Source organism: Tenacibaculum sp. 190524A05c (assembly GCF_964036595.1).
GTDB classification, from domain to species: domain Bacteria; phylum Bacteroidota; class Bacteroidia; order Flavobacteriales; family Flavobacteriaceae; genus Polaribacter; species Polaribacter platacis.
In genome coordinates, this window is sequence record NZ_OZ038523.1 from 1,437,216 (window position 1) to 1,460,745 (window position 23,530).

Genomic DNA, 23,530 nt, shown 5'->3' on the forward strand with positions numbered 1-23,530 from the left:
GTGTTACTTTTTAAATTCTATAAAAAAGGTTGTACCAACTCCTTCCTCACTTTCTAGCCATATCCTTCCATCGTACACATCAACAATCTTCTTTACAATTGACAACCCAATACCTGTGGAATCTTTATGATCTCCTAAAGACTCAAACACTTTAAATATTTTATCGTGATATTCTTTTGCAATACCAACTCCATTATCAGCTACAGAAAACACATGATACTTTTTCTTTTCTCTGTAGTTAATATTAACATACCCTTCTTCCTTATCTGAATAATTGATAGCGTTACTAATTAAATTCTGAAATAACTGCTGAAGTCTTACTTTGTCAGCTCTAATTACTGGTAAATTTTCATCAATATTCACATTAATATGTTTAGGCACATAAAGTAATTTTTTGATATCACTCACTAACTCATAAACATTCACATTTTCTAAATCTGTAGATTTCTCTTTAATGCTAGAATAATTTAGAATATCATTAATTAAGGCCTCCATCTTCTGAACAACCTCTTGAATTAAGTTGATATTCTTTTCTCCATCAGAACCTAGTTTATCACCGTAATCTTCCTTTAGCCAACTTGTAAGAGCTGAAATACTTCGTAAAGGAGATTTTAAATCATGCGAAACTATATGCGCATACTCTTCAAGCTCTACATTTCTTCTCTCAAGAGTTTTGAGTAATTCTTCTTTTTGGGATTCTAATTTCTTGATATGAGTAATATCTAGTATAATACCAATAGAACCGATAATTTCACCACGTATTGTAAAATTAGGTGCTGCACTTACTAGAAGTACCTTTTCTTCGTTTAAGTTATTTAAAAACTTAAATTCATAAGATCCAGTTTTACCTTCTCTTTTATCTTGGTTTCTTTGCTGAATTAGATTTTTTATTTTTTCTTTTTTGAATAATCGACGTAAATCTTTACCTAAAATTTCTTCTTCGTTAAAACCTGTCATTTTAACAAAGCTTTTATTAGCTGAAAGCACTTTACTATCAGCACTCAACTCAACTAACCCTAACTTTAAATTAGCAATAATATTACTATATCTCTTCTTTTGAGTTTCTAGACTCTTTCTATAATTTCTCGAAAGAGTAACATCCCTGTAAGTCCATAAATGACCTTTATACTCTCGATCTTGAGAAATTGGAATATAATCACGCTCTAAAATCCTACCATCAATCAATCTTAACTCATCTCCTAAAATAACCTTCTTATCTTTTATCAGTTTATTTATTCTAGTTTCAAGTTTTTCTGGTTCTTCAAAAAAGCCTTTTGATTCTTTTAGCAGTTTAACACAGTCTTGCCCTAATAGTTTTTCAGGCTGAGAAGGAATGCTAAAGATTTCGCAAAACTTTTTATTTACAATTGAAATTTCTCTTTTTTCATTCTCCAATAAAACAGCACTATCCAAATTCGATATTAAAGATGATAACCTGTTCTCCGATTCTATTAATTTCTCTTTATCTAATTTATTTTCAGTTATATCCTCAACTATTGCAACTTGAAACTTAACTTTACCATCTAGATCTTTCACAGAATTCACAATGGTTTTTGCCCAAAGCACTTCCCCATTTTTACGAATATATCTTTTCTCTATACTAAAACTATCGATTTTACCTGACGATAGCCTATCTCGAAATACTCTAGACATATTACGATCATCTGGATGTGTAAATTTATCCACTTTCACTTGCTTCATTTCCTCCAAAGTGTAACCCAGCATTTCACATAAAGCTTTGTTAACAAGTAAAAACTCATCATCCTTTTCTTTGGATAAAGAAATTCCAATAGGTGAATTATCAAAAATAATATCAAGCTGTTTCTTTTGTTGCTCCAATAATTCTTGAACTGCTATTTCTTGAGTAACATCTCGAGCAATTCCTTGTGCCCCAATCATAGCTCCATCTTTATCAAAAACTAGACTACAATTTACCTCTAGCGTTTTAACAATCTCATCATTAGTGATTATTCTAGATCTATATTTAGAATAACGACCAGTTTTCATTAAATTTTGGAAAGCTTCTAAAGTGTATTTGTAATCTTTTGGATGAACTAGTTTCATTAAATTTAAAGGAGTGCCATTAATCTTATAGCCAAACATTTCTTCAGCTATTTCGTTCATTTTAATAACATTTCCTTGAAGATCAATCCATACGAACGCATCGTTCATATTTTCATAAACCCCTTTAAATTCAGATTCTTTTTGAAGTAGACTTTCTTTTAATTTTAAGTTCTCTTGCTCGGCTATTTGTCTAGCCTTTCGTTCTTCATCTAAAGCCTTCTTTAAACTTTTAATTTCATCCTCGCTCATAAAATTTGCTTTTAGAATTGTAGAAAATTCTATTGTTAAAACACTTATGCCTTAGAAATGAAAGAATTAACAAGTTTAAATACTGGCAATTAGCCACAAAGTTTGGTAGCGACTTAGATGTTTAAACCGTAATCAATTCATTAACGCTCCAGTAAGATAATAATTTTATCAATTTATTTTTATAATCTTCATACTTTAATGGCTTGACTAAATAGCCAGCTATACCAATTTTATAGCATTCGAAGATATCTTTATAATTGTTTGATGTAGTTAAAACAACTGTAGGTATGTATTTTAACACATCGTCATTCTTTAAGATCTTTAAAAATTCAATACCATTAACTTTTGGCATGTTAAGATCTAAAAGAATAATACTTGGAAGGTTTTCTTTCTTCATCAAGTAATTTAAGGCTTCTTCACCATTGTTAGCCTCAATTACATTGTGTTTCATTTCCATTTTGGATAAAATCCGATTGAATTTCATTACTTCAATCTGATCATCTTCAATTAACAATATTGTTAATATGTTTTGCATTCTATTTTTTTTAATCCCTATTTGCAAGTTAGTCTTTATAAACCAACCATTTTAAATCTTTGGCTTAACTTATGTTACGAAACGATAAAATACCAAAAAGTATAGACGAGTTGTTTTTATTAAAAGTTTAAGGGGAATATTTGCACCGAAAATGCAAGCAAATATAAAAAAAACATGATACTTCGATAGTAACAATACTTCTCATAAATGAACATAATAATGAAACCTCCATAGTGAGTCTTTACTTTAACGAATTATGCTAAACATTAAGAATAAGTATAATACTACTTAGTCTTCTTTCATTTTAATAGATTAGTTATAAAATCATTATGGAAAAAAGTTAATTTATTATGAAAAAAACAATCTTAAACTTAGGAACTAAATTATCGAAAGAAGTTCTAAAAGAAATTACTGGTGGTGTTATACAATCATCAGGAAGATGCGCTTATTACAATGGTGAAACTGGGAAAGTGAACTATAATATAAGTAGTTCACACGCTCAGAATAGTCTACATAATTCTAGTGACCATTGGTGTTGTGATTCTTGTAATTCTGCTTCTTGGTTTGATGCAGATGATGCGATGAATGATTTCTGGGAAGACTACAGATAATATAGCTAAACCTTAAAAACAAAAAAGCCTTACTAAAACTAGTAAGGCTTATTGTGATCGCGACAGGATTCGAACCTGTGACCGTCTGCTTAGAAGGCAGATGCTCTATCCAGCTGAGCTACGCGACCAATAACTATTTTTGTCGGGGTGGCAGGATTCGAACCTGCGACCTCCTGCTCCCAAAGCAGGCGCGATGACCGGGCTACGCTACACCCCGAAAATGGTTATCTACAATTTTTTGCGGAGAGACCGGGATTCGAACCCGGGCATCGAAAAACGATGACAGCTTAGCAGGCTGCTGCATTACCACTCTGCCACCTCTCCTTAACTCTTATTGAGTTAAAAATTGCGAGTGCAAATGTAACATTAGAAAAGGAATCTCACAAGTATTTTTGATAAAAAAAATTGCTATTCTGGGTATTCAATTCGTAAATGGTAGATATTCATTAACTTACCTTTTATAACTTTTTTTATTTTTTCTATCTCTCTAAACGTAATATTCGAATTTATGAACTGATTGTTCCCTTTTTGTCCTTCAACAATTTTATCTATTAATTCGTCGATTGATTGTGCAGATGGATTCTGTAAACTTTTAGAAGCTGCTTCAGCAGCATCACAAATCATTAAAATTGCTGTTTCTTTTGAAAACGGGATTGGACCTTGATATCTAAACTTCTTCTCCTCTACTTCCATATTAGGATTCTTATCTTTTTCTTTCTTATAGAAATAATAGACCAAACTCGTTCCGTGATGTGTTCTAATAAAATCAATAATTCTATCTGGAATATTATTCTTCTTAGCAATTTCAATTCCGTCTATTACATGATCCAAAATAATCTTAGCACTATCTCTAGGCGCAAGATCATTGTGAGGATTAACTCCTGTAATTTGATTTTCGGTAAAAAATTTAGGATTTTTCATTTTACCAATATCATGATATAATGCACCTGTGCGAACCAACATTGAATTTGCTCCAATTTCATTAGCTGCTGCTTCCGCTAAGTTTGCTACTTGCATTGAATGCTGAAATGTTCCTGGAGCTTTTTCATTTAACTCTCTAAGTAGTTTAGAATTCGTGTTTGATAATTCCAATAGAGTTACATCCGAAACCAAACCAAATATTTTCTCATAGAAGTAAATAAAGAATACTGCCAAAAAGGATAACAATCCATTCACAGCAAACAAACCGAAATACTCCCATTTTATATTACTTATGTTTCCTTCTTTGATAATAGAGAAAGCAAAATATGTTACCATATAAATTAACGTAATCTGTGCAATGGAAATGAATAAACTAGCTCTTTTATATAGCTCCGTAACTGATAAAATTGTAACGATTCCTGCTATTATGTGTAAATAAATGAATTCAAAACTATTCGGAACAATAAATCCAAGTAACAAAACAGTTAAAACATGAGTAAACAAACCTAATCTGGCATCAAAAAATGCTTTTAATACAATCGGCAAAATACTCAACGGAATTACATACAAGAAATCCGGATTATATTTCACCATTAAGGTTTGTGCAAATATCATTAGCAGAACGTTAGAAAATATAAAGGTGACTTTACTATTATCTAAATATATTTCTTTTCTGTATCGATCTAAAAACAGCAACAGCATTAACAGTGCCAACGAAACCAATAACGTGTATCCTAAAACAAGCCAATTATAGTTAGATTTTGTCCATATCAATGATTTTGAAGCCTCTTTAAACGAGTTTAATACATTTAGGTTTTCTCCTTCAACAATATCACCTTTTTGTATGATTAAAGCATCTTTAGAAACCATTCCTTTAGTATAGGATATATCATTTAAAATTTCATCCAACTCTTTCTGAGTAAACTTTGCATCAAAACTTACGTTTGGCTGAATTATTTCAGACAATACTTCGAAAATGTAATCTTTGCCATATGACTTTTCATAATCAACAAATTTATCATTGATCTTTGTTAAAATATCCCTGGATTGCACTAACTTTTGATAAGAAATCTCTTCTATTACCTCTCCTTTCCTTAGAACAACAATTGAATTTTTATTCAGTTTATTCTTAGAAACATCATCAATAAAACCATATCTATAAATATCGTTTATCAATTGATTTCCACTTTTTTTAAGCTTTCTAATATCTTGTGAAGACAAGCTATCAGAAACCTTTAAACTCTCTAATTTTTGAGTGAATTCACTTTTTATTTCGTCAACTTTAGTATTGTCAAATAAAAAGTATTGTTTTGATGAAGAAGTGATTTGTGTAATTTCATCAGACACCTCTTTTTCAGACTTTTCAATAGCAAAATCAAAAGGTGCATATAAATTATCGTACTGCCAAGGTTTACCCTGCGAGAAATCATATCTAAACTTCCCTCCTTTTGGAAAGAAATACACGATTGCAAACGCAGTACTCAAAAACAGTAAAACCTTGTAAACTATAGAGTTATTTCGATACAAATAACTTATTAATTTCTTCATTTCATCACTTTTATATCCGTAAATATAACCTTTTAGTATTATTTGAGTTCTTACTATAAAATAGTTATTTTCGCATTACATTATTTAACAAATAAACATAACATGAAAGAAGTAGTAATTGCATCTGTAGCTAGAACTCCTATTGGGAGTTTCTTAGGAACATTATCAAGTACTCCTGCTCCAAAATTAGGTGCAGTGGCTATTAAAGGTGCTCTAGATAAAATCAACTTAAAACCAGAAATGGTTAATGAAGTATACATGGGTAACGTTGTATCTGCTGGTTTAGGACAAGCTCCAGCTCGTCAAGCAGCAATTATGGCAGGAATTCCTGATACAGTTCCTTGTACTACTGTAAATAAAGTATGTTCTTCTGGTATGAAATCAATTATGTTAGGTGCTCAGGCAATTGCTTTAGGAGATGCTGACATTGTGGTTACTGGAGGAATGGAAAACATGAGTATGATACCTCACTACCAACATGCAAGATCTTCTACTAAATTTGGTCCAGTTAAGATGGAAGATGGAATGCAAAGAGACGGATTAGTTGATGCTTACGAACAAGTAGCAATGGGAGTTTGTGCTGATGAATGTGCTGTAGAGTATAATTTCTCAAGAGAAGACCAAGATGCATTTGCAATTGAATCTTATAATAGATCTGCAAAAGCTTGGAGTGAAGGTAAATTTGCTGATGAAGTTGTACCTGTAGAAATTCCACAAAGAAGAGGAGAACCAATTATTTTCTCTGAAGATGAAGAATATAAGAATGTAAAAATGGAAAAAATTCCAGCTTTACGTCCTGCATTTACAAAAGAAGGTACAGTTACAGCAGCTAATGCCTCTACTATTAATGATGGAGGTGCAGCATTAGTTTTAATGTCTGCTGAGAAAGCGGAAGAATTAGGTATCCAACCTTTAGCAAAAATTAAAGCATATGCCGATGCAGCCCACGAACCAAAATGGTTTACTACTGCTCCTGCAAAAGCATTACCAAAGGCATTAGCAAAAGCAAATGTGGCAATTGAAGATGTAGATTATTTCGAATTAAACGAAGCTTTCTCTGTAGTTGGATTAGCCAATACTAAAATTTTAGGTATCTCTGGAGATAAAGTAAACGTTAACGGAGGAGCTGTTTCATTAGGACATCCATTAGGGGTTTCTGGTGCTCGTATAGTTATTGCTTTAACTTCTATTTTAAAGCAAAACGACGCTAAAATTGGAGCTGCTGGAATTTGTAACGGTGGTGGTGGTGCTAGCGCAATGGTTATCGAAAGAGTTTAATAAAAATTAAATCAATAGTATTTGTTCGGAATTTGTAATTTAAGTATTGTTCCTTTACGTTTTGATGCAAGCGATGCTTCAGAAATGGTAAGTCAGGTAATCTTCGGAGAACATTTTGAAATCCTAGAAAAAACCAAAAAATGGAGTAAAATAAAACTCGCTTTTGATGGTTATGAAGGTTATATTGACAATAAACAATATCAAGAAATTTCTGATAGCTTATATAAGCAATTAGAAAATGAGGAAAAAATTTACTCTGGTGAATTAATTGACTTCATTACAGATTCCGACAATAATTTAACTACCATTCCTATTGGTGCCAGATTACCTTTTTACGATAAAAATTCGTTTAAGATTCATGAAACAGAATTTAAATATGAGGGAAAAACTTCTGGTAAAAAGTTAAATAAAAATGCTATTGTAGAGACTGCTTATTTATTTTTGAATTCTCCATATTTGTGGGGAGGCAAAACTCCCTTTGGCATTGATTGTTCTGGTTTTACGCAAACCGTTTATAAACTATGCGGATATAATCTTTTAAGAGACGCTAAAGAGCAAGCAACTCAAGGAGAAGTCTTAAGTTTTATTGAAGAGTGTGAACCGGGTGATTTAGCCTTTTTTGATAATGAAGAAGGTGTTATTACGCACGTTGGTATCATTATGAATGATTATAATATTATTCATGCACATGGTAAGGTACGTATTGATAAACTAGATCACAGCGGTATTTACAATATCGATACACAACAACATAGTCATCGCTTAAGAGTTATTAAAAAGATGATATAAAAAAAGAGAAGCTTTTTAGCTTCTCTTTTTTTTTATTCTATTAAGATAAAGATTATCTCATTGACTTATATAAATCTCTGAATTCTTTAGCCTTTGCTTCCATTTCTAAAACTTCGTAGATACTCATTAAAGACTTAACTGTATCAATACTTCTATTTAAACTATCCGCTTTCTCCAAATATGGTAAAGCTTCTTGATATACTCCTTTTTGTTTAAGAGCTAACTCATCATACTTCTTAAAGTTAGATAAGTTCTTATTCATTTCCTCTACAATTGCTTTTTCTTTATCCAAGATAACAACTGATAAGTTCATGTAAGCATCTGCATAATCAGGCTTTAACTCAATTGCCTTTTTGTAGTACTTAGCTGCATCTTCGGCTCTACCTTGATTAAAGTTTACAACTCCTAAATTGTAGTATAAAGTTGGGTTGTTAGGATCTAAAGCAACTGCCTCATTCATTAACTCTCCAAACTTATCCATTTTACCTAACTCGATATATAATTGAGCTTCGTTTAAGATTAAGTTTAAGTCATTCTTATTCGCTTTTCTAGCTTCAGAAATTGCAGCAATAGCTTCATCAGTCTTCCCTTGTTCTTTTAAAAGTAAAGCGAAGTTCTTCATAATTGAAGCTGTTTTTCCCTCAGTAGTTTTTTGACTAGGGTTAGAATATTTCCCAGATTTAACCATTAAATCTCTTTGAGTTTTACTTCCTAAGTTCTCCTCTTTACCAGTAGATTTATTTACAGCAAAATATTGAACTTCTTTACCAGTATAACCGATAGAAAGTAACTCTTTATAATAGTTAATTGCTCCATCATAATCTTTCGCTTGAGTTGCACTTACTGCAGCATTATAAGCAAAAGCCGTATCTCTTGGACTTAACTTATACGTTAAATAGAAATACTTAGAAGCTTCCCCAAAATTCTTTTCTTTATTATATAAGTTAATTGCTCTTTCTGAAACAGACTGAATTAACTTATCTAATTTCGGTCTAGCCTCAGCTGAGTAACGCTCCTTACCAATTTTCTTTTCGAAATCAAATAATTGATTGAAAGAATCAGCTGCTTTTTGATATTCTTTCTTACCTGCAAAAGCCTGTCCTTTTAAAAAGTAATATTTAGCTTTATACTTATCATCAGCGCTTTCAATTGAACCATCAAGTGAATTTACAATTGTTAAAGCTCCAGTAAAATCATTATTCTTTAGTGCTTTTTCAATAGATCTAAGCTCTTTCTTTTGGGCAAAAGCTCCCAATGTTAGTAAACCTAAAGAAATTGCTAAAACTTGTTTTCTCATTTTAGTTATTATTAGTTATTTTATAATGTATTCTTAATTTACACTAGTTTCATTTTCAATTTCCGTGCCATTTTCTTCTTCCTCTTCATGCATTACCTTTGCAACCGCTGCAATACTATCATTATTTTTAATATTGATAAGCTTTACACCTTGAGTTGCTCTACCCATTACACGTAAGTCTTCAACAGCCATTCTAATTGTAATTCCAGACTTATTAATAATCATTAAATCATTAGAATCATCTACATTTTTAATGGCCACCAAATTACCTGTTTTTTCTGAAATATTCAATGTTTTCACACCTTTTCCTCCACGATTGGTAATTCTGTAATCTTCTAACTTCGATCGTTTACCATATCCTTTCTCAGAAACTACAAGAATATTACTTTCCATATCATTAACTGAAACCATACCAATCACCTCGTCATCTTCGTGTTGTAAGGTTATACCTCTAACTCCAGAAGCTGTTCTTCCCATTGGTCTAGTTTTCTCCTCTTCGAAACGAATGGCTTTACCAGATCTTAATGCTAACATTACTTGACTATCTCCAGTAGTTAATTTAGCTTCTAAAAGCTCATCTCCATCTTTAATAGTAATTGCATTAATACCATTTGCTCTTGGTCTTGAGTACTGCTCTAAAGGAGTTTTCTTAACCTTTCCTTTCTTAGTAGCCATAATTACATAATGATTATTGATGTATTCTTCATCTTTTAAATCATCTGTAACTAAGAATGCTTTTACCTTATCGTCCTGTTCTATGTTGATTAGATTCTGGATTGCTCTACCTTTTGTATTCTTCCCTCCTTCTGGAATTTCAAATACTCTCATCCAAAATACTTTTCCTTTCTGAGTAAAGAACAACATGTGCTGGTGATTTGTTCCAACAAATAAATGTTCTAAGAAATCTTCGTTACGTGTAGTAACTCCTTTTTGACCTCTGCCTCCTCTATTTTGAACCTTATACTCGTCTAAGTTTGTTCTTTTCACATATCCTGCGTGAGAAATTGTAACAACAACCTTAGTATTAGGTATCATGTCTTCAATTTTCATATCACCTCCAGCATACTCTATTACCGAACGACGCTCATCTCCATACTTATCACGAACTAAAGTTAATTCGTCCTTGATAATTTGATATCTTCTTGATTCGTTAGATAAAATATCTTTAAGATCTGCAATTGTCTTAACGATTTCATCATACTCAGCTCTTAACTTATCTTGCTCCAGACCTGTTAACTGACGAAGACGCATTTCAACAATGGCTTTAGCTTGAATTTCAGTAAGCTCGAATCGTTTCATCAAACTTTCTCTAGCTTCATCTGCATTAGCAGATCCTCTAATGATTGAAATTACTTCATCAATATTGTCTGATGCAATAATTAATCCTTCAAGAATGTGAGCTCTCGCCTCAGCTTTTCTTAACTCATATTCAGTTCTTCGAACAATAACTTCATGTCTATGCTCAACGAAATAATGAATTAATTCTTTTAAGTTTAATTGTTGTGGACGACCTTTTACTAAGGCAATATTGTTTACACTAAAAGAAGTTTGTAATTGTGTGTATTTAAATAGTTTATTTAAAACAATATTAGGAATTGCATCACGCTTTAATACATAAACAATTCGCATTCCTTTTCTATCAGATTCGTCACGTATACTTGCGATTCCTTCTAACTTCTTATCGTTAACTAAATCAGCAGTTTTCTTAATCATTTCTGCCTTGTTAACCTGATAAGGAATTTCAGTTACAATAATACATTCACGTCCTTTTACTTCCTCAATTGTAGCTTTTGCACGCATTACAATACGCCCTCTACCTGTATGGAAAGCATCTCTTACACCATCATATCCATAAATGATACCACCTGTTGGAAAATCTGGCGCTTTGATATGTTGCATTAACTCATCGATTTCGATATCCCTATTATCTATGTATGCAATTGTTCCATTAACAACCTCAGTTAAGTTGTGTGGCGCCATATTAGTAGCCATACCTACAGCAATACCTGAAGCTCCATTAACTAATAAGTTTGGAATTCTTGTAGGAAGTACTGTTGGCTCTTGTAATGTATCATCAAAATTTAACTTGTGATCAACTGTATCTTTTTCAATATCTGAAAGCATTTCTTCAGATATTTTTTGCATTCTTACCTCAGTATAACGCATAGCTGCCGGGCTATCTCCATCAACAGAACCGAAGTTTCCTTGTCCGTCAATCATCATATAACGCATACTCCAGTTTTGTGCCATACGCACCATAGAATCGTAAACTGAAGTATCTCCATGTGGATGATACTTTCCTAAAACTTCTCCAACTACTCTCGCAGATTTTTTATATGATCCTGTTGCTTTTATTCCTAATTCGTGCATACCATATAAAACTCTTCTATGAACTGGTTTTAAACCATCTCTTACATCTGGTAATGCTCTAGAAACAATTACTGACATTGAATAATCAATGTAAGCAGATTTCATTTGTTCCTCAATATTAATTGGAATTAACTTTTCCCCGTCTGCCATATATCTCTATTTAAATCATTAATACTCATTTCGTTAAAAAAGTGAATTTTAACCTCCTAAAATTCACTTCTTCTTAATACAAGAATGTATTTGTTTTTACAAACAGTGCAAGATATGATATTACCACTGATTTTCCCAATATTTACCTACCCAATTTCACTTTATTTATTAACAATAATGTAAGGTTTTTCAACATCTTACAACTGATTATTAAAACTGCCTTTTTGTCTTGTTGTTTTACTGGCATCGTTTTTGTATTTTTCAATAAAATTCTTATTAACTTTACAACAAAGAAATTATTTATGGACGAAAATTTTTCACCTGGAGTTAGAGATGTGATTACGTTTAGTAAAGAAGAAGCCTTAAGATTAGGGCACGACTTTATTGGAACGGAGCACCTTTTACTCGGATTAATAAGAAAAGGAGACGGCAAAGCAATAGAAATATTAACCACTTTTGATATAGACTTAGATTTAGTTCGAAATAAATTAGAAAAGTTAAACCCAACTTCTTCTTTATTAGAAGCTAATCAGAAGAAAAATTTACACTTAACTCGTCAAGCCGAGAAAGCAATAAAAACAACTTTCCTAGAAGCTAAGTTATATCAGAGCGATGCTATTGATACCGCTCATTTGTTATTATGCATTTTAAGAAACGAAAATGATCCTACAACAAAACTTTTACAAAAGTATGATGTTGATTATGATCAAGCTAAAGCCTTATATAAAGAATTGAATATTGAAGACGGTAGCCTACCTATTAATCCGGTAGCAGAAACTCCTGATGATGAATTCGCAGAAGAGAAGTCAGGACCATACGGACAACAACAATCTTCGCAAAGAAGCAAAGCTAACAAAAAGTCTAAAACACCTGTTTTAGACAACTTCGGAAGAGACTTGACAGCATTAGCCGAAAACGGAAAGTTAGACCCTGTAGTTGGACGTTTAAAAGAAATTGAGCGTGTTTCTCAAATCTTAAGTCGTAGAAAGAAAAACAATCCAATGCTAATTGGTGAACCTGGAGTTGGTAAATCTGCCATTGCAGAAGGATTAGCACTTCGAATTGTAAACAGAAAAGTTTCAAGAATTCTTTTTGACAAGCGAATTATATCTCTTGACTTAGCTAGTTTAGTAGCTGGAACAAAATATAGAGGACAATTCGAAGAGCGTATGAAAGCGCTTATGAACGAGCTTGAAAAGAATGATGATATTATCTTATTTATTGATGAAATCCATACAATTGTTGGAGCAGGTGGAGCAACTGGATCTTTAGATGCTTCTAACATGTTGAAACCAGCACTAGCCCGTGGTGAGATTCAATGTATTGGAGCTACAACTCTAGATGAATACAGAACTAACATTGAAAAAGACGGAGCTTTAGAACGTCGTTTTCAAAAAGTAATGGTTGAACCAACTACCGTTGAAGAAACTGTACAAATCTTACACAACATTAAAGGTAAATATGAAGCTCACCACAATGTTGAATTTACTGATGAAGCAATTGAAGCTTGTGTAAAATTAACAAACAGATATATGACGGATCGCTTCCTTCCAGACAAAGCTATTGATGCATTGGATGAAGCAGGATCCAGAATTCATATTACAAACATTGTAGTTCCTCAACAAATTTTAGAATTAGAATCTAAACTTGAAGAAATTAGAGAACGTAAAACTAAAGCTGTGAGCGGACAGAAGTATGAAGAAGCAGCTAAATTACGTGATGATGAAAAGAATTTAGAAGCAGCCTTAGATTCTGCTCAAAATCAATGGGAAGAAGATTCTAAGCTGCACAGAGAAACCGTAACTGAAGATAACGTTGCTGAAGTTGTTTCTATGATGACAGGTATTCCTGTAAACAGAGTTGCAGAAGCAGAGAGCAACAGACTAGCAGAATTACCTAGTTTAATCGAAGGAAAAGTTATTGGTCAAAGTGAAGCGGTGACTAAAGTTGTAAAAGCAATTCAACGTAACAGAGTTGGATTAAAAGATCCTAACAAGCCGATTGGATCTTTCATATTCCTAGGATCTACTGGTGTTGGTAAAACACAACTTGCAAAAGTATTAGCTCGAGAATTATTTGATTCAGATGAATCTTTAATTCGAATTGATATGAGTGAGTATATGGAAAAATTCGCAATTTCGAGATTAATTGGAGCACCTCCGGGATATGTTGGATATGAAGAAGGAGGACAATTAACTGAGAAAGTTCGTCGTAAACCTTATTCTGTAGTGCTATTAGATGAGATTGAAAAAGCACATCCAGACGTTTTTAACATGTTATTACAGATTTTGGATGATGGACATGTTACGGATAGTTTAGGAAGAAAAATCGATTTCAGAAATACTGTAATCATAATGACTTCTAATATTGGAGTTCGTAAACTTAAAGATTTTGGTGGCGGTGTTGGTTTTGGAACACAAGCGAAAAAAGAACAACAAGACGCACATGCTAGAGGAATCATTGAAAGTGCATTGAAAAAATCATTCGCTCCAGAATTCTTAAACCGTATTGATGATGTAATTATCTTCAACTCATTAGAGCGTGAGGATATTCACAAAATTATTGATATTGAGCTTAAGAAGTTATTAGATCGAATTGCTGATTTAGGTTATAACTTAAACTTAACTGAAAAAGCAAAAGATTACATTGCCGATAAAGGTTTCGATAAGCAATACGGAGCTCGACCTCTTAAGAGAGCAATTCAAAAATATATTGAGGATGCGCTTGCAGAGGAAATCGTAAGTTCTAAACTAAATGAAGGTGATTCAATATTTATGGATTTAGATGATAAAACAAATCAACTAACCATTAAAATTGAAAAAGGAGAAAAACCTGAAGAAACTAGAACAGAAATCGACGAAGAATAAACAAGAAAAACCCTGAGATACTCTCAGGGTTTTTTATTTTCAAATTCTTCAATTTACGAATAACACAAACTATTCTAACCATGAAACTAAATAATCCATTTCACTTCACTCTAATACTAACGACAATTATCATTAGTTTCTCATCACTAGTTTCTTGTAAAAAAGGAAACGCTTTAGAAGTAGAACATAAGAAAACAAAAAGTAGCGACACTTTTCCCAGTAGAAAAGTAAATCAAGATTTAAAAAATTATTGGTTTGATGGTACTGCGGAAATATCCACTTATGAACTTAATCAGGTTAGATATGGTGAAGTTCATAAAGGAAAAGCCACTTTAATTTTTGTTACAGAACCTTTCTCAAAAGCTTCTAATACAAAAGCTGACTATACTAACGATAATAATATTCCAGTCTTAAAATTAAACTCAACTAAAAAGTTCAATACAGGGATTTATCCATACTCTTTAATGAACAGCACTTTTTTCCCTTTTGAAAACACTAGTACATCCTTAAAAATTTCGTCATCAATACAGGAATGGTGTGGCATGACTTATTTAGAGATGAAAAATGAAAATGACTTAATCTTTAATTTTAATTCTTACTTTGAAGGTGCTTCTTTCAAAAATAAGAAACTCAACAACTCAATATTAGAAGATGACTTATGGTCTTTATTAAGATTAAACCCAGAATTATTACCAAAAGGTAATTTTTCAATAATACCGAGCATGTTTTACCTTACACTAACACACAAAGAGATAAAGAGCTTTAATGTAATCACTTCTTTAGAAACAAATTCAACAAAAACTATTAATATCTACACAATTCATTATCCCGAACTAGATAGAACTTTACAAATTGAATTCACTTCAAAACCACCCTATCAAATATCAAGCTGGAAAGAATCTTATTCAAGCGGTTACGGAAATCAAAGAAAAAAACTAACAACTGAAGCAAAACTAATCAAATCCTTAAAGATTGATTACTGGAATAAAAATAAAACTTCAGACATTCATTTAAGAGATTCTTTAGGAATATAATCTACTTTCTTTTAAAGAAAACAAAAGGTAATTTTATAGCTTTGCGAGAATGAAATCAATCGTAAATTCTAAGTACTTTTTTCCGTTATTTTTAATCTTATTAACATTAATAAATGTTATTCAAGCTTATTCAACAGAACTACTAGCAGATGAAGCTTACTACTGGGCATACAGCAATAATTTAAGTTGGGGTTATTTTGACCACCCTCCTATGGTTGCTATTTGGATTAGTATATCAAAATTATTTTTTTCAAGCGGAGAACTTAGTGTTAGATTTTTTTCATCAATAACATTAACAGCTACTTTTTATATTATTTGGAGACTAGTCAATCATCCTAAAAAAAGAGAATTCACATGGCTATTTGTATTACTTCTAGTAACTACATTTCTTTTTAATGTTTATGGGTTTATAACTGTTCCAGATACTCCTTTAATGTTTTTTGCTGCTCTATTTTTATTAGGCTATAACAAGTATTTAGAAGAAAAATCAACAATTAGTTACGCTATTTTAGCACTAGGAATGGCCGGAATGTTATATAGTAAATATCAAGGAATTCTAATCATATTCTTTGTTTTATTATCGAATTTAAAAGTACTGAAGGATTGGAAAATTTGGGTTACAGCAGTAGTTACTGTATTATTGTTCTCTCCACATTTATACTGGCAATTTGTAAACGACTTCCCATCTATTAAATATCATTTAGTCGAACGAAGTTCTAAAAAATACCGAATAGATTTTACCACGAATCATTTTTTAAATCTAATTGCAATTATTGGATTAACTTTTCCCATTGTTTACATGGGGTTTTATAAAAGATTTAAAGCTAAAGATCAATTTGAAAAAGCCTTACGCTTTATAGTTTTAGGGTTTGCTATTTTCTTCTTTTTCTCTTCTTTTAAAAATCATGTTCAAGCGCAATGGGTTGTACCAATTTCAATTCCTTTGATTTTAATTCCATTTTACTTTTTGATTGAACATCCAAAGTTTTTGAAAGCTTTCAAAATATTAGCATCGATTACTATTGTTGTCACCATTGCATTAAGATTTATCATAGCTAATGATGGAATCATTCCAAAACAGTTTGAAATGCATGGTAATAAAGAATGGGTTGATCGCTTAGACAAAGAGCTTGGAGATAAAACACCTTTGTTTATTAATTCTTACCAAAACACATCAACATACTGGTTCTATTCTGGTAAAAGACCTTATCAAATCAATTCATGGGATAGCAGAAAAAACCAGTATGATATTTACTCTTACAATATGAATTTCAATATTGAAAACCCGGTTTTAATTGATTTTAGAAGAAAAAATTTAACAAGAGTTACAGATTCAGTATCGAAAAAGAATAATGGATTTTTATTTCTAGATTCTGTAACTGGTAATTATTCTAAATCGAGTAGTTTATGGTTTGAATTTACCGATGAAATTATTAATTTAAAAGAGAACTCAATTAATTCTATAAATATTTCACATGAAGTAACTGATGCTAAGCTACTTTCTCATTTAGATCTTGAAGTTGTTATTACTTCAACAGATAAACAAAGAAAAATATTTAAAGCAAATTTAGAAGAACAAAAGGTAACTTTTTCTATTTCTACTCTTGACAATTTTATTCCAAGTAAAATACAAATTATTGCAACTACACTTAAAGCTGTAAAACCAATTAGAATGAGTACTATTGGTAAGGCAAAACTTGAAAATTAAATATTTTTAAACCAACTGTTCTTTAAAAATCTTCGAATATAGAAAAGAGTATAACTTGTAAAACAAAGTTCCAAATACTATTCCTGAAATATAACCAACGGTAATATCTCCTGGATAATGAACTCCTAAATACACTCTACTATATCCAAACACCATTGGAAATAGAACTAGTAAATAAATAAATTTAAACCTACTTCTTAATAAGAGAATAATAAAAACTGTAAAAGTTGTGGATAGAGAAGCATGCCCTGACCAAAAACTATATCCTCTTGGCTTGTAAGAAAACTGTCTTAAATACTCTTGTAATTCTAAGGTATTACATGGACGAAGTCTTCCTGTAGTGTTTTTAATCAAATTGGTAAACTGATCTGAAAAAGCTACTAACACTGTAATAAAAAGTAATGTAAACAATGTCTTTTTAAGGCCAAATCTCCAAAAGATTAATAGTAAAATAATAACGAAAAGAGGAACCCAATTGAATTGATTCGTAATGGTTAACCAAAATGAATCCCACTTTTCGTTACCTAAATTATTTAAAAAAATTAATAATTCAGCATCTTTAGATATTATACTATCCATAAAACTATTTCCCAACTTTTAAAACTTCTATTTCAAAGATTAAATCTGTATTAGGCTTAATAACTGGTAAACGTCCTACTTCACCATATCCTAAATAACTAGGAATAAATAAACGAGCCTTCTCACCTTCTCTCATCATTTTTGCTCCTTCTTTCCATCCAGCGATTAATGGATAGTTTGGATCATTTATAGTAAATGTAAAGGCTTTGTTTTGATCCAAACTTGACGCGATTTTATTTCCTAAATCATCATATAAAGAATAGTGAACTGTAGTTGGTAAATCTGGATTAACCTTTTTACCATTACCCTTTTGAAGCTGAAGGAATCTTAAACCAGAACTCGTAACAGATGAACTATAATAGTCCATATCTCTTTTTATTTGTTCTTTGGCTAATTTTATTTTTGTCTCACGCTCCTTTTTTCTTTCTTCTGCGTTTTGAATTTCTTGCATGAAAATATCAGCAGCATTAAATTGCTTAGCCGATTTCCCAACTCTAATAATGTCTACCTTTTCTATAACATCATTTTGAAGAATCGTATCAACAATATTCTGCCCGTAAGTTACTTTTCCAAAAACTGAATGTTTACCATCTAACCAAGGTGTAGCTTTATGAGTAATGAAAAACTGAGAAGAATTTGTAGCAGGACCAGCATTAGCCATAGATAAAACTCCTTCAGAATCATGTTTATGAATTAATTGTCCCTTTTCATTTAATGGGAACTCATCATCAAAAGTATAACCCACATTCGCTCTATTATTTCCTGAAGGTTGTCCCGCTTGAATCATGAAGTTTTTAATTACTCTATGAAACTTAACACCTTCATAATAAGGCTTTCCTTTCATAGAATCATTCATTTTAGGATTACTACCTTCAGCTAAAGAAACAAAATTTGCAACCGTCATTGGAACAACATCTGCATGTAATTTTATCAGAATATCTCCTTTATTCGTTTGAATATCGGCGTATAAACCGTCAGCTAAATCTGGATATTTTACAGTTTTACATGATACAATTACAACTGTAAAAAGAAGTAAAAATTTTAAAATCTTCATGAATTTATTTTTTTTAAGAAACAAAAAGCATCAACCGAAGTTGATGCTTTAAAATTACATTATTTTCTCTTAATGATCTTTATGATTTGGCCCACTATGATCTGTATGACCATCAGCAGCTGGCTTAACAGTAGACTTTACTTCTAATAACTCTACTTCAAATACTAAAGTTGAGAATGGTTTAATCTGTGGTAATCTTCCTTGGAAACCGTATGCTAAATCTTGCGGAATAAAGAACTTAAACTTAGATCCTTCTTTCATTAATTGTAATCCTTCAGTCCATCCTTTGATTACTTGAGTTACACCAAATTCTGCAGGTGTTCCTCTATCCACAGAACTATCAAAAACAGTTCCGTCTGTTAACATTCCATGGTAATGCACCTTTACATTATCTGCAATTTTAGGAGACGCTCCATTTCCTTCTTTCATTATGATATATTGTAAACCACTTTCAGTTGTTACAACACCTTCTTTAGATTTATTCTCAGCTAAGAAATCTTCATTAGCTTTTTTATGATCTTTATATTCTAATTCTGCTTTTTGCTCAGCTTCTTTTCTTCTTTCCTCCATTTGCGCCATTTGCTTCTTGGAGAAATAGTTTCTGATGATATTTGTAGCCTCTTCAATATTAATTTTTATATCCGTAGAATCAGCTCCGTTGTAAAAACCTTGAACGTATAAATCTTTACTTAACTCGTTCGCGTTTTTATCAGCTCTCATTCTTGCTCCTGTATTCAATCCTAAAGCATAACTCACAGAATCCAACTCAGTTTCAAGACTTTTTTGAGTTCCTCCTAATTGCTTTCCACATGATACTACTGTTAATCCTAAAACAGTAATTGCTACAATCTTACTTAGTTTCATTATTTGGTTTTTTAATTTCTATTAATGTTAGTGTACTTCTTAATGTTTGATTGATTCCAATCCTACTTCCATCCCCAGTAACTCCATAAGCTCTGTAAGAAGGAATGACAAATGTAATGGTTTCTCCTTTCTTCATCAACTTTATTCCTTCTGTTAATCCAGGAACAAAATCTTCTTTATCAACAGTATAATCTCTAGTTTGATAATCATAGAACTGATTCCCTTGCAAACCTGTAACATTATACTTCACTGTAACTATATCTCCTTTAATTGGTGTTTGATTAGAGACAGTATCTTTATTTATGTACGTATACCAAAATCCATTAGCTGAAGATTTATATGTCGTTAACGTATCTCTATCTAAAGTTTGTTTTATTCTTTTTGTTTCTAAAGCATTCAGTTTTTTATTCTGCTCGATAACTTCCTTATAAAAATTAGTAGTAGAATGCTCTTTCGGCCTTCTTGGTTCTAATTCTTTACAACCTAAAAAAGTCAAAACAACTAAAGTTATTATGTATAATTGACTATTCTTCATACGAAACCTTAAGTTCTTCTTGATAATTTGGCAGTAGAGATTTAAACTTCGTTACCGTATCCTCTAAAGATTCAGTAGATCTTCCTCCAGCAGCATTATCATGTCCTCCACCATTAAAATATGACCTCGCAAATTTATTTACTGAGAAACTACCTTTAGATCTTAATGATATTTTGATTATACCTTGTTCTTTATCTTCAATAAAAATTGCAGCAAAAACAATTCCTTTAAGAGACAATGCATAATTAACCACTCCTTCTGTATCACCTTTCTCATAATTAAACCTATTCTTCTCTTCTTGAGAAAGTGTAATAAAAGCGGTTTTGTATTCTGGTAATACTTGTAAATTACTTAAAGACTGACCTAATAACTGAAGTCTACTAAAGGTATTTGCATCATACACATTACTATGAATTCGGTCGTTCTGAGCTCCTTTATCTATTAAATCTGCGATAATTCTATGTGTAGTACTTGTTGTTGATCTAAACCTAAATGATCCTGTATCTGTCATTATACCAGTATACAAACAAGTTGCGATATTTTTTTCAATCATTTCAACATCACCCATCATATCAATAAAGTTATACACCATTTGACATGTAGAACACATAGATGTATCAGAATACATATATTCGAAATCATCTGGCTGTTGATGATGATCTATTAACGCAAAGTCATTCTCATACTTCTCCAACGTATTTTTCATATCATCTCCTACTCTATGTAACGCATTAAAATCAAGTAAGAAGATAATATCTGATCTTTTTAGAGCTTTAACACATTGATTGTTCTGGCGATCGAAACGATAAACAGTTTCTACTCCAGGAATCCAATGTAAAAAATCAGGAAATTCATTCGGCATTAACACCTGTGCAGTATGACCTTTAAAATCAAGATAATGCTTTAATCCTAATGTTGATCCAACAGCATCTCCATCTGGATTTTTATGGCCAATTATTACAATATTTCTCGGCGTTTCTAAATACGCCTTAAGTGCTTCAAAATTCTTTAAAATCATAAAGGGCGAATATACAATTTAATATTCTTTTGAATAAATTATATAAGATTTGTTGCTTTTCAGTAACGAAAGGTGTTTGACTTTATTTTTCGCGCTATAGTTTTAATACAATTGAGATATAACAAAATTCTTCTCTATCAGAGTAATCAGATAAAAATTGATTCTACATTAAGCTTAACTTGCGGATAACATTAAAAACTGTATTTTTGCGCGAAATTATAATCTGATTAAAATACAAATGGCAACAAATAGAACTTTTACAATGATTAAACCAGATGCTGTTGAAAATGGACATACTGGTGCTATTTTAGAAAAAATTAATGCTGCTGGTTTTAGAATTGTAGCAATGAAAAAAACGCACATGACTAAGCGTGATGCTGAAACTTTTTATGCTATTCACAAAGAGCGTCCGTTTTTTGGAGAATTAGTTGAGTTTATGACACGTGGTCCTATTGTTGCTGCAATCTTAGAAAAAGAAAATGCAGTTGAAGACTTTAGAACTTTAATTGGTGCTACGAACCCAGCTGAAGCTGCTGAAGGAACAATTAGAAAACTATATGCTACTTCTATTGGTGAGAACGCTGTTCACGGTTCTGACTCTGATGAAAATGCAGCTATCGAAGGAAACTTCCACTTCTCTGGTAGAGAAATGTTTTAATTTCGATTTTACTTACCATATAAAAAACTCGACATAGAAATATCGAGTTTTTTTTATTTAAAATTTTAACATTTCCAAATTCTTTATTCTATATTCGCGAACCTAAAATGGAGTCCAGAAACCATTCAAACGGGGCGGAACTGAAAAGCCTTACGAGTAAGAAAAACATTACAATTTTATTACTATGAAATTTAAAAATTACATTCTATTAGCGCTTACTGTTTTAACTTTATCTAGCTGTTCTGTAAGACTTGTTGATTTTACTACAATTAGTTCAAAAAATGTTAGCTTAAACATTGACAGAACACAAGGTAAAAAAGTAAAGGCAAGTAAATCTTACTTCTTAGGGATCGGATGGAACATTAAAGACGCTTTAGATTTAGCTCTTGAAAAAGCAGGAAATGATTATGATTTATTAATCGATGGTGTTGTTAGGTATGGAAGTTATCCTTTCATAGCATCTGTTTCTGTAGAAGGAACAGCGATCAGCACTAGAGCTATGAAAACAGCTATGGGAGAAGAAGAATTTAACAAATGGTTAGCAGGACAAGACGTTTTCGATCCGAAAAAGGATGTAGCTGAGAATAAAAAATAAAACAACTCCTTATTAGTTTTAAAACTCGTTACTTTTTGGTAACGAGTTTTTTTATTTAAATTCGCCATATAATCTTTTATCTCTTGAACTTTTATGAGACATTTATTTCTACTTTTCATTTTATCTGCAGTAAACATTAATATTAGCTTTGCTCAAGAAAACAATCAAAATAAAGCTCAAGATTTTGCTGTAATAATTAGTAGAATTGAAGGTCAAGAACCAATATCTTTAAAGGAATGGTTAAACTACACTAAGCTTGATTACAAATTAAAAGCTTCGAGTGAAGCTAACAAAAGTTCAGATGTAGCAGACAACGAACTTACGTTCTTCTTGGATGAGAACGGTAAAGAAGTTCCTTTTAAATTCAACAAAGGAACTATCTCCACTCAAAACCCATCAAAAGAAACACTTTTTAAAATGTTTCTTATTTCAAAAAGATTGAGCGCTACACTTAAAAGTAATACTGGTAAAACATTTAGTGACAGCGATTTTTACAAGCAATAAAAAATTATACTAACATAATTTTTTTCACAGCTTCCTCCCCCATTTCTTCGTTAATCATAGTAAGAATTTTTTCTTTCCCGTAACTAAGTTCCTCTCTTAACACAGAAGAGTTTAAACGAATAATTAATGTTCCATTTTGAAGTTTTACTTCATTAGTGTATGAAGCAATTCCTGGTCCCATTAACTTATTCCAAGCTTCTTCAATATGAATTTTTTGAAACCCTTTTTCAAGTTTATTTTCCTTAATAAAAGCTCCCATTAAATCTTTTATTGAATACTCGCTGTTTTCTCTTTTCGACATG

At 31.6% G+C, this 23,530-nt stretch carries 20 protein-coding genes and 3 tRNA genes; 9 read left to right on the plus strand and 14 right to left on the minus strand.

Annotated features, from left to right (window positions below; genetic code table 11):
* Window positions 1-3: 3 nt before the first annotated feature.
* The gene (locus ABNT61_RS06080) at window positions 4-2,313 is read right to left on the minus strand and encodes a PAS domain S-box protein (protein WP_348745247.1); all 2,310 of its coding nucleotides are present in this window, start codon (window positions 2,311-2,313) and stop codon (window positions 4-6) included.
* 121 nt (window positions 2,314-2,434) lie between these two features.
* Window positions 2,435-2,848 carry a response regulator gene (locus ABNT61_RS06085; protein WP_348713190.1) on the minus strand — a complete coding sequence of 138 codons (414 nt, stop codon included), beginning with the start codon at window positions 2,846-2,848 and terminating at the stop codon, window positions 2,435-2,437.
* Window positions 2,849-3,198: 350 nt separating this feature from the next.
* Between ABNT61_RS06085 and ABNT61_RS06090 the strand changes: the two genes are divergently transcribed.
* Window positions 3,199-3,459 carry a hypothetical protein gene (locus tag ABNT61_RS06090; protein WP_348724370.1) on the plus strand — a complete coding sequence of 87 codons (261 nt, stop codon included), beginning with the start codon at window positions 3,199-3,201 and terminating at the stop codon, window positions 3,457-3,459.
* 54 nt (window positions 3,460-3,513) lie between these two features.
* On the opposite strand, the gene ABNT61_RS06095 is transcribed toward ABNT61_RS06090, so the two are convergent.
* The 4 genes from ABNT61_RS06095 to ABNT61_RS06110 form a co-directional block, all read right to left on the minus strand.
* A tRNA-Arg gene (locus tag ABNT61_RS06095) sits at window positions 3,514-3,587 on the minus strand.
* Window positions 3,588-3,601: 14 nt separating this feature from the next.
* Window positions 3,602-3,676 (minus strand) — tRNA-Pro (locus ABNT61_RS06100).
* A 24-nt stretch (window positions 3,677-3,700) separates the two neighbouring features.
* A tRNA-Ser gene (locus tag ABNT61_RS06105) sits at window positions 3,701-3,783 on the minus strand.
* An 84-nt stretch (window positions 3,784-3,867) separates the two neighbouring features.
* Entirely contained in the window at window positions 3,868-5,928 is a 2,061-nt protein-coding gene (locus ABNT61_RS06110) for an HDIG domain-containing metalloprotein (protein WP_348745248.1), read from the minus strand.
* 102 nt (window positions 5,929-6,030) lie between these two features.
* Here ABNT61_RS06110 and ABNT61_RS06115 point away from each other — a divergent pair, with 102 nt between their 5' ends.
* Window positions 6,031-7,206 (plus strand): acetyl-CoA C-acyltransferase, encoded by a 1,176-nt coding sequence (locus tag ABNT61_RS06115; protein WP_348745249.1) that lies wholly within the window; start codon window positions 6,031-6,033, stop codon window positions 7,204-7,206.
* A gap of 21 nt (window positions 7,207-7,227) precedes the next feature.
* A complete protein-coding gene (locus ABNT61_RS06120) occupies window positions 7,228-7,995 on the plus strand; it encodes a C40 family peptidase (RefSeq protein ID WP_348745250.1) in 768 nt (255 codons plus the stop codon).
* A gap of 52 nt (window positions 7,996-8,047) precedes the next feature.
* Here ABNT61_RS06120 and ABNT61_RS06125 read toward each other — a convergent pair whose 3' ends face one another.
* Both ABNT61_RS06125 and gyrA read right to left on the minus strand, forming a co-directional pair.
* A complete protein-coding gene (locus tag ABNT61_RS06125) occupies window positions 8,048-9,292 on the minus strand; it encodes a tetratricopeptide repeat protein (RefSeq protein ID WP_348713185.1) in 1,245 nt (414 codons plus the stop codon).
* 33 nt (window positions 9,293-9,325) lie between these two features.
* Window positions 9,326-11,812: a DNA gyrase subunit A gene (gyrA, locus tag ABNT61_RS06130; RefSeq protein WP_348724364.1), complete on the minus strand. Its 2,487-nt coding sequence runs from the start codon at window positions 11,810-11,812 to the stop codon at window positions 9,326-9,328.
* 302 nt (window positions 11,813-12,114) lie between these two features.
* Between gyrA and ABNT61_RS06135 the strand changes: the two genes are divergently transcribed.
* The 3 genes from ABNT61_RS06135 to ABNT61_RS06145 all read left to right on the plus strand — a co-directional run bounded on the left by ABNT61_RS06135 (window position 12,115) and on the right by ABNT61_RS06145 (window position 17,421).
* Entirely contained in the window at window positions 12,115-14,679 is a 2,565-nt protein-coding gene (locus ABNT61_RS06135; protein ID WP_348713183.1) for an ATP-dependent Clp protease ATP-binding subunit, read from the plus strand.
* Between the two features lie 80 nt (window positions 14,680-14,759).
* Window positions 14,760-15,713, plus strand: coding sequence for a septum formation inhibitor Maf (locus ABNT61_RS06140; RefSeq protein WP_348745251.1), 954 nt, complete (start codon window positions 14,760-14,762; stop codon window positions 15,711-15,713).
* A gap of 49 nt (window positions 15,714-15,762) precedes the next feature.
* Window positions 15,763-17,421 carry a glycosyltransferase family 39 protein gene (locus ABNT61_RS06145; protein ID WP_348745252.1) on the plus strand — a complete coding sequence of 553 codons (1,659 nt, stop codon included), beginning with the start codon at window positions 15,763-15,765 and terminating at the stop codon, window positions 17,419-17,421.
* 6 nt (window positions 17,422-17,427) lie between these two features.
* On the opposite strand, the gene ABNT61_RS06150 is transcribed toward ABNT61_RS06145, so the two are convergent.
* The 5 genes from ABNT61_RS06150 to ABNT61_RS06170 form a co-directional block, all read right to left on the minus strand.
* Window positions 17,428-18,000 carry a phosphatase PAP2 family protein gene (locus ABNT61_RS06150; RefSeq protein WP_348745253.1) on the minus strand — a complete coding sequence of 191 codons (573 nt, stop codon included), beginning with the start codon at window positions 17,998-18,000 and terminating at the stop codon, window positions 17,428-17,430.
* Window positions 18,001-18,004: 4 nt separating this feature from the next.
* On the minus strand, window positions 18,005-19,054 hold the full coding sequence (locus ABNT61_RS06155) for a peptidylprolyl isomerase (RefSeq protein WP_348745254.1): 1,050 nt from the start codon (window positions 19,052-19,054) through the stop codon (window positions 18,005-18,007).
* Window positions 19,055-19,123: 69 nt separating this feature from the next.
* Window positions 19,124-19,918: an FKBP-type peptidyl-prolyl cis-trans isomerase gene (locus ABNT61_RS06160; protein WP_348745255.1), complete on the minus strand. Its 795-nt coding sequence runs from the start codon at window positions 19,916-19,918 to the stop codon at window positions 19,124-19,126.
* Window positions 19,905-20,453: a gliding motility-associated peptidyl-prolyl isomerase GldI gene (gene gldI / locus ABNT61_RS06165; protein WP_348745256.1), complete on the minus strand. Its 549-nt coding sequence runs from the start codon at window positions 20,451-20,453 to the stop codon at window positions 19,905-19,907. Before gldI ends, ABNT61_RS06160 begins: the two co-directional genes overlap by 14 nt.
* Window positions 20,443-21,471, minus strand: a complete 1,029-nt coding sequence (locus ABNT61_RS06170; RefSeq protein WP_348724362.1) for a bifunctional oligoribonuclease/PAP phosphatase NrnA — start codon at window positions 21,469-21,471, stop codon at window positions 20,443-20,445. The genes gldI and ABNT61_RS06170 overlap by 11 nt, the downstream gene beginning before the upstream one ends.
* A gap of 238 nt (window positions 21,472-21,709) precedes the next feature.
* Between ABNT61_RS06170 and ABNT61_RS06175 the strand changes: the two genes are divergently transcribed.
* The 3 genes from ABNT61_RS06175 to ABNT61_RS06185 all read left to right on the plus strand — a co-directional run bounded on the left by ABNT61_RS06175 (window position 21,710) and on the right by ABNT61_RS06185 (window position 23,228).
* Entirely contained in the window at window positions 21,710-22,129 is a 420-nt protein-coding gene (locus ABNT61_RS06175) for a nucleoside-diphosphate kinase (RefSeq protein ID WP_348713175.1), read from the plus strand.
* A 184-nt stretch (window positions 22,130-22,313) separates the two neighbouring features.
* Window positions 22,314-22,724 (plus strand): hypothetical protein, encoded by a 411-nt coding sequence (locus ABNT61_RS06180; protein ID WP_348745257.1) that lies wholly within the window; start codon window positions 22,314-22,316, stop codon window positions 22,722-22,724.
* Between the two features lie 93 nt (window positions 22,725-22,817).
* The gene (locus ABNT61_RS06185) at window positions 22,818-23,228 is read left to right on the plus strand and encodes a hypothetical protein (RefSeq protein WP_348745258.1); all 411 of its coding nucleotides are present in this window, start codon (window positions 22,818-22,820) and stop codon (window positions 23,226-23,228) included.
* Between the two features lie 4 nt (window positions 23,229-23,232).
* Here the strand turns inward: ABNT61_RS06185 and ABNT61_RS06190 are convergent, their stop codons facing one another.
* A complete protein-coding gene (locus ABNT61_RS06190; RefSeq protein WP_348724360.1) occupies window positions 23,233-23,529 on the minus strand; it encodes a DUF721 domain-containing protein in 297 nt (98 codons plus the stop codon).
* Window position 23,530: the final 1 nt, after the last annotated feature.

Excerpts from the sequence above, each read along its gene's own strand:
- ABNT61_RS06190 (WP_348724360.1), bottom strand. The coding sequence starts at position 23,529 with ATGTCGAAAAGAGAAAACAGCGAGTATTCAATAAAAGATTTAATGGGA.
- ABNT61_RS06085 (WP_348713190.1), bottom strand. The coding sequence starts at position 2,848 with ATGCAAAACATATTAACAATATTGTTAATTGAAGATGATCAGATTGAA.
- ABNT61_RS06155 (WP_348745254.1), bottom strand. The coding sequence starts at position 19,054 with ATGAAGATTTTAAAATTTTTACTTCTTTTTACAGTTGTAATTGTATCA.
- ABNT61_RS06080 (WP_348745247.1), bottom strand. The coding sequence starts at position 2,313 with ATGAGCGAGGATGAAATTAAAAGTTTAAAGAAGGCTTTAGATGAAGAA.
- ABNT61_RS06115 (WP_348745249.1), top strand. The coding sequence starts at position 6,031 with ATGAAAGAAGTAGTAATTGCATCTGTAGCTAGAACTCCTATTGGGAGT.
- gldI (WP_348745256.1), bottom strand. The coding sequence starts at position 20,453 with ATGAAGAATAGTCAATTATACATAATAACTTTAGTTGTTTTGACTTTT.
- ABNT61_RS06125 (WP_348713185.1), bottom strand. The coding sequence starts at position 9,292 with ATGAGAAAACAAGTTTTAGCAATTTCTTTAGGTTTACTAACATTGGGA.
- ABNT61_RS06180 (WP_348745257.1), top strand. The coding sequence starts at position 22,314 with ATGAAATTTAAAAATTACATTCTATTAGCGCTTACTGTTTTAACTTTA.
- ABNT61_RS06150 (WP_348745253.1), bottom strand. The coding sequence starts at position 18,000 with ATGGATAGTATAATATCTAAAGATGCTGAATTATTAATTTTTTTAAAT.
- ABNT61_RS06135 (WP_348713183.1), top strand. The coding sequence starts at position 12,115 with ATGGACGAAAATTTTTCACCTGGAGTTAGAGATGTGATTACGTTTAGT.
- gyrA (WP_348724364.1), bottom strand. The coding sequence starts at position 11,812 with ATGGCAGACGGGGAAAAGTTAATTCCAATTAATATTGAGGAACAAATG.
- ABNT61_RS06160 (WP_348745255.1), bottom strand. The coding sequence starts at position 19,918 with ATGAAACTAAGTAAGATTGTAGCAATTACTGTTTTAGGATTAACAGTA.
- ABNT61_RS06090 (WP_348724370.1), top strand. The coding sequence starts at position 3,199 with ATGAAAAAAACAATCTTAAACTTAGGAACTAAATTATCGAAAGAAGTT.
- ABNT61_RS06110 (WP_348745248.1), bottom strand. The coding sequence starts at position 5,928 with ATGAAGAAATTAATAAGTTATTTGTATCGAAATAACTCTATAGTTTAC.
- ABNT61_RS06170 (WP_348724362.1), bottom strand. The coding sequence starts at position 21,471 with ATGATTTTAAAGAATTTTGAAGCACTTAAGGCGTATTTAGAAACGCCG.
- ABNT61_RS06140 (WP_348745251.1), top strand. The coding sequence starts at position 14,760 with ATGAAACTAAATAATCCATTTCACTTCACTCTAATACTAACGACAATT.
- ABNT61_RS06145 (WP_348745252.1), top strand. The coding sequence starts at position 15,763 with ATGAAATCAATCGTAAATTCTAAGTACTTTTTTCCGTTATTTTTAATC.
- ABNT61_RS06175 (WP_348713175.1), top strand. The coding sequence starts at position 21,710 with ATGGCAACAAATAGAACTTTTACAATGATTAAACCAGATGCTGTTGAA.
- ABNT61_RS06185 (WP_348745258.1), top strand. The coding sequence starts at position 22,818 with ATGAGACATTTATTTCTACTTTTCATTTTATCTGCAGTAAACATTAAT.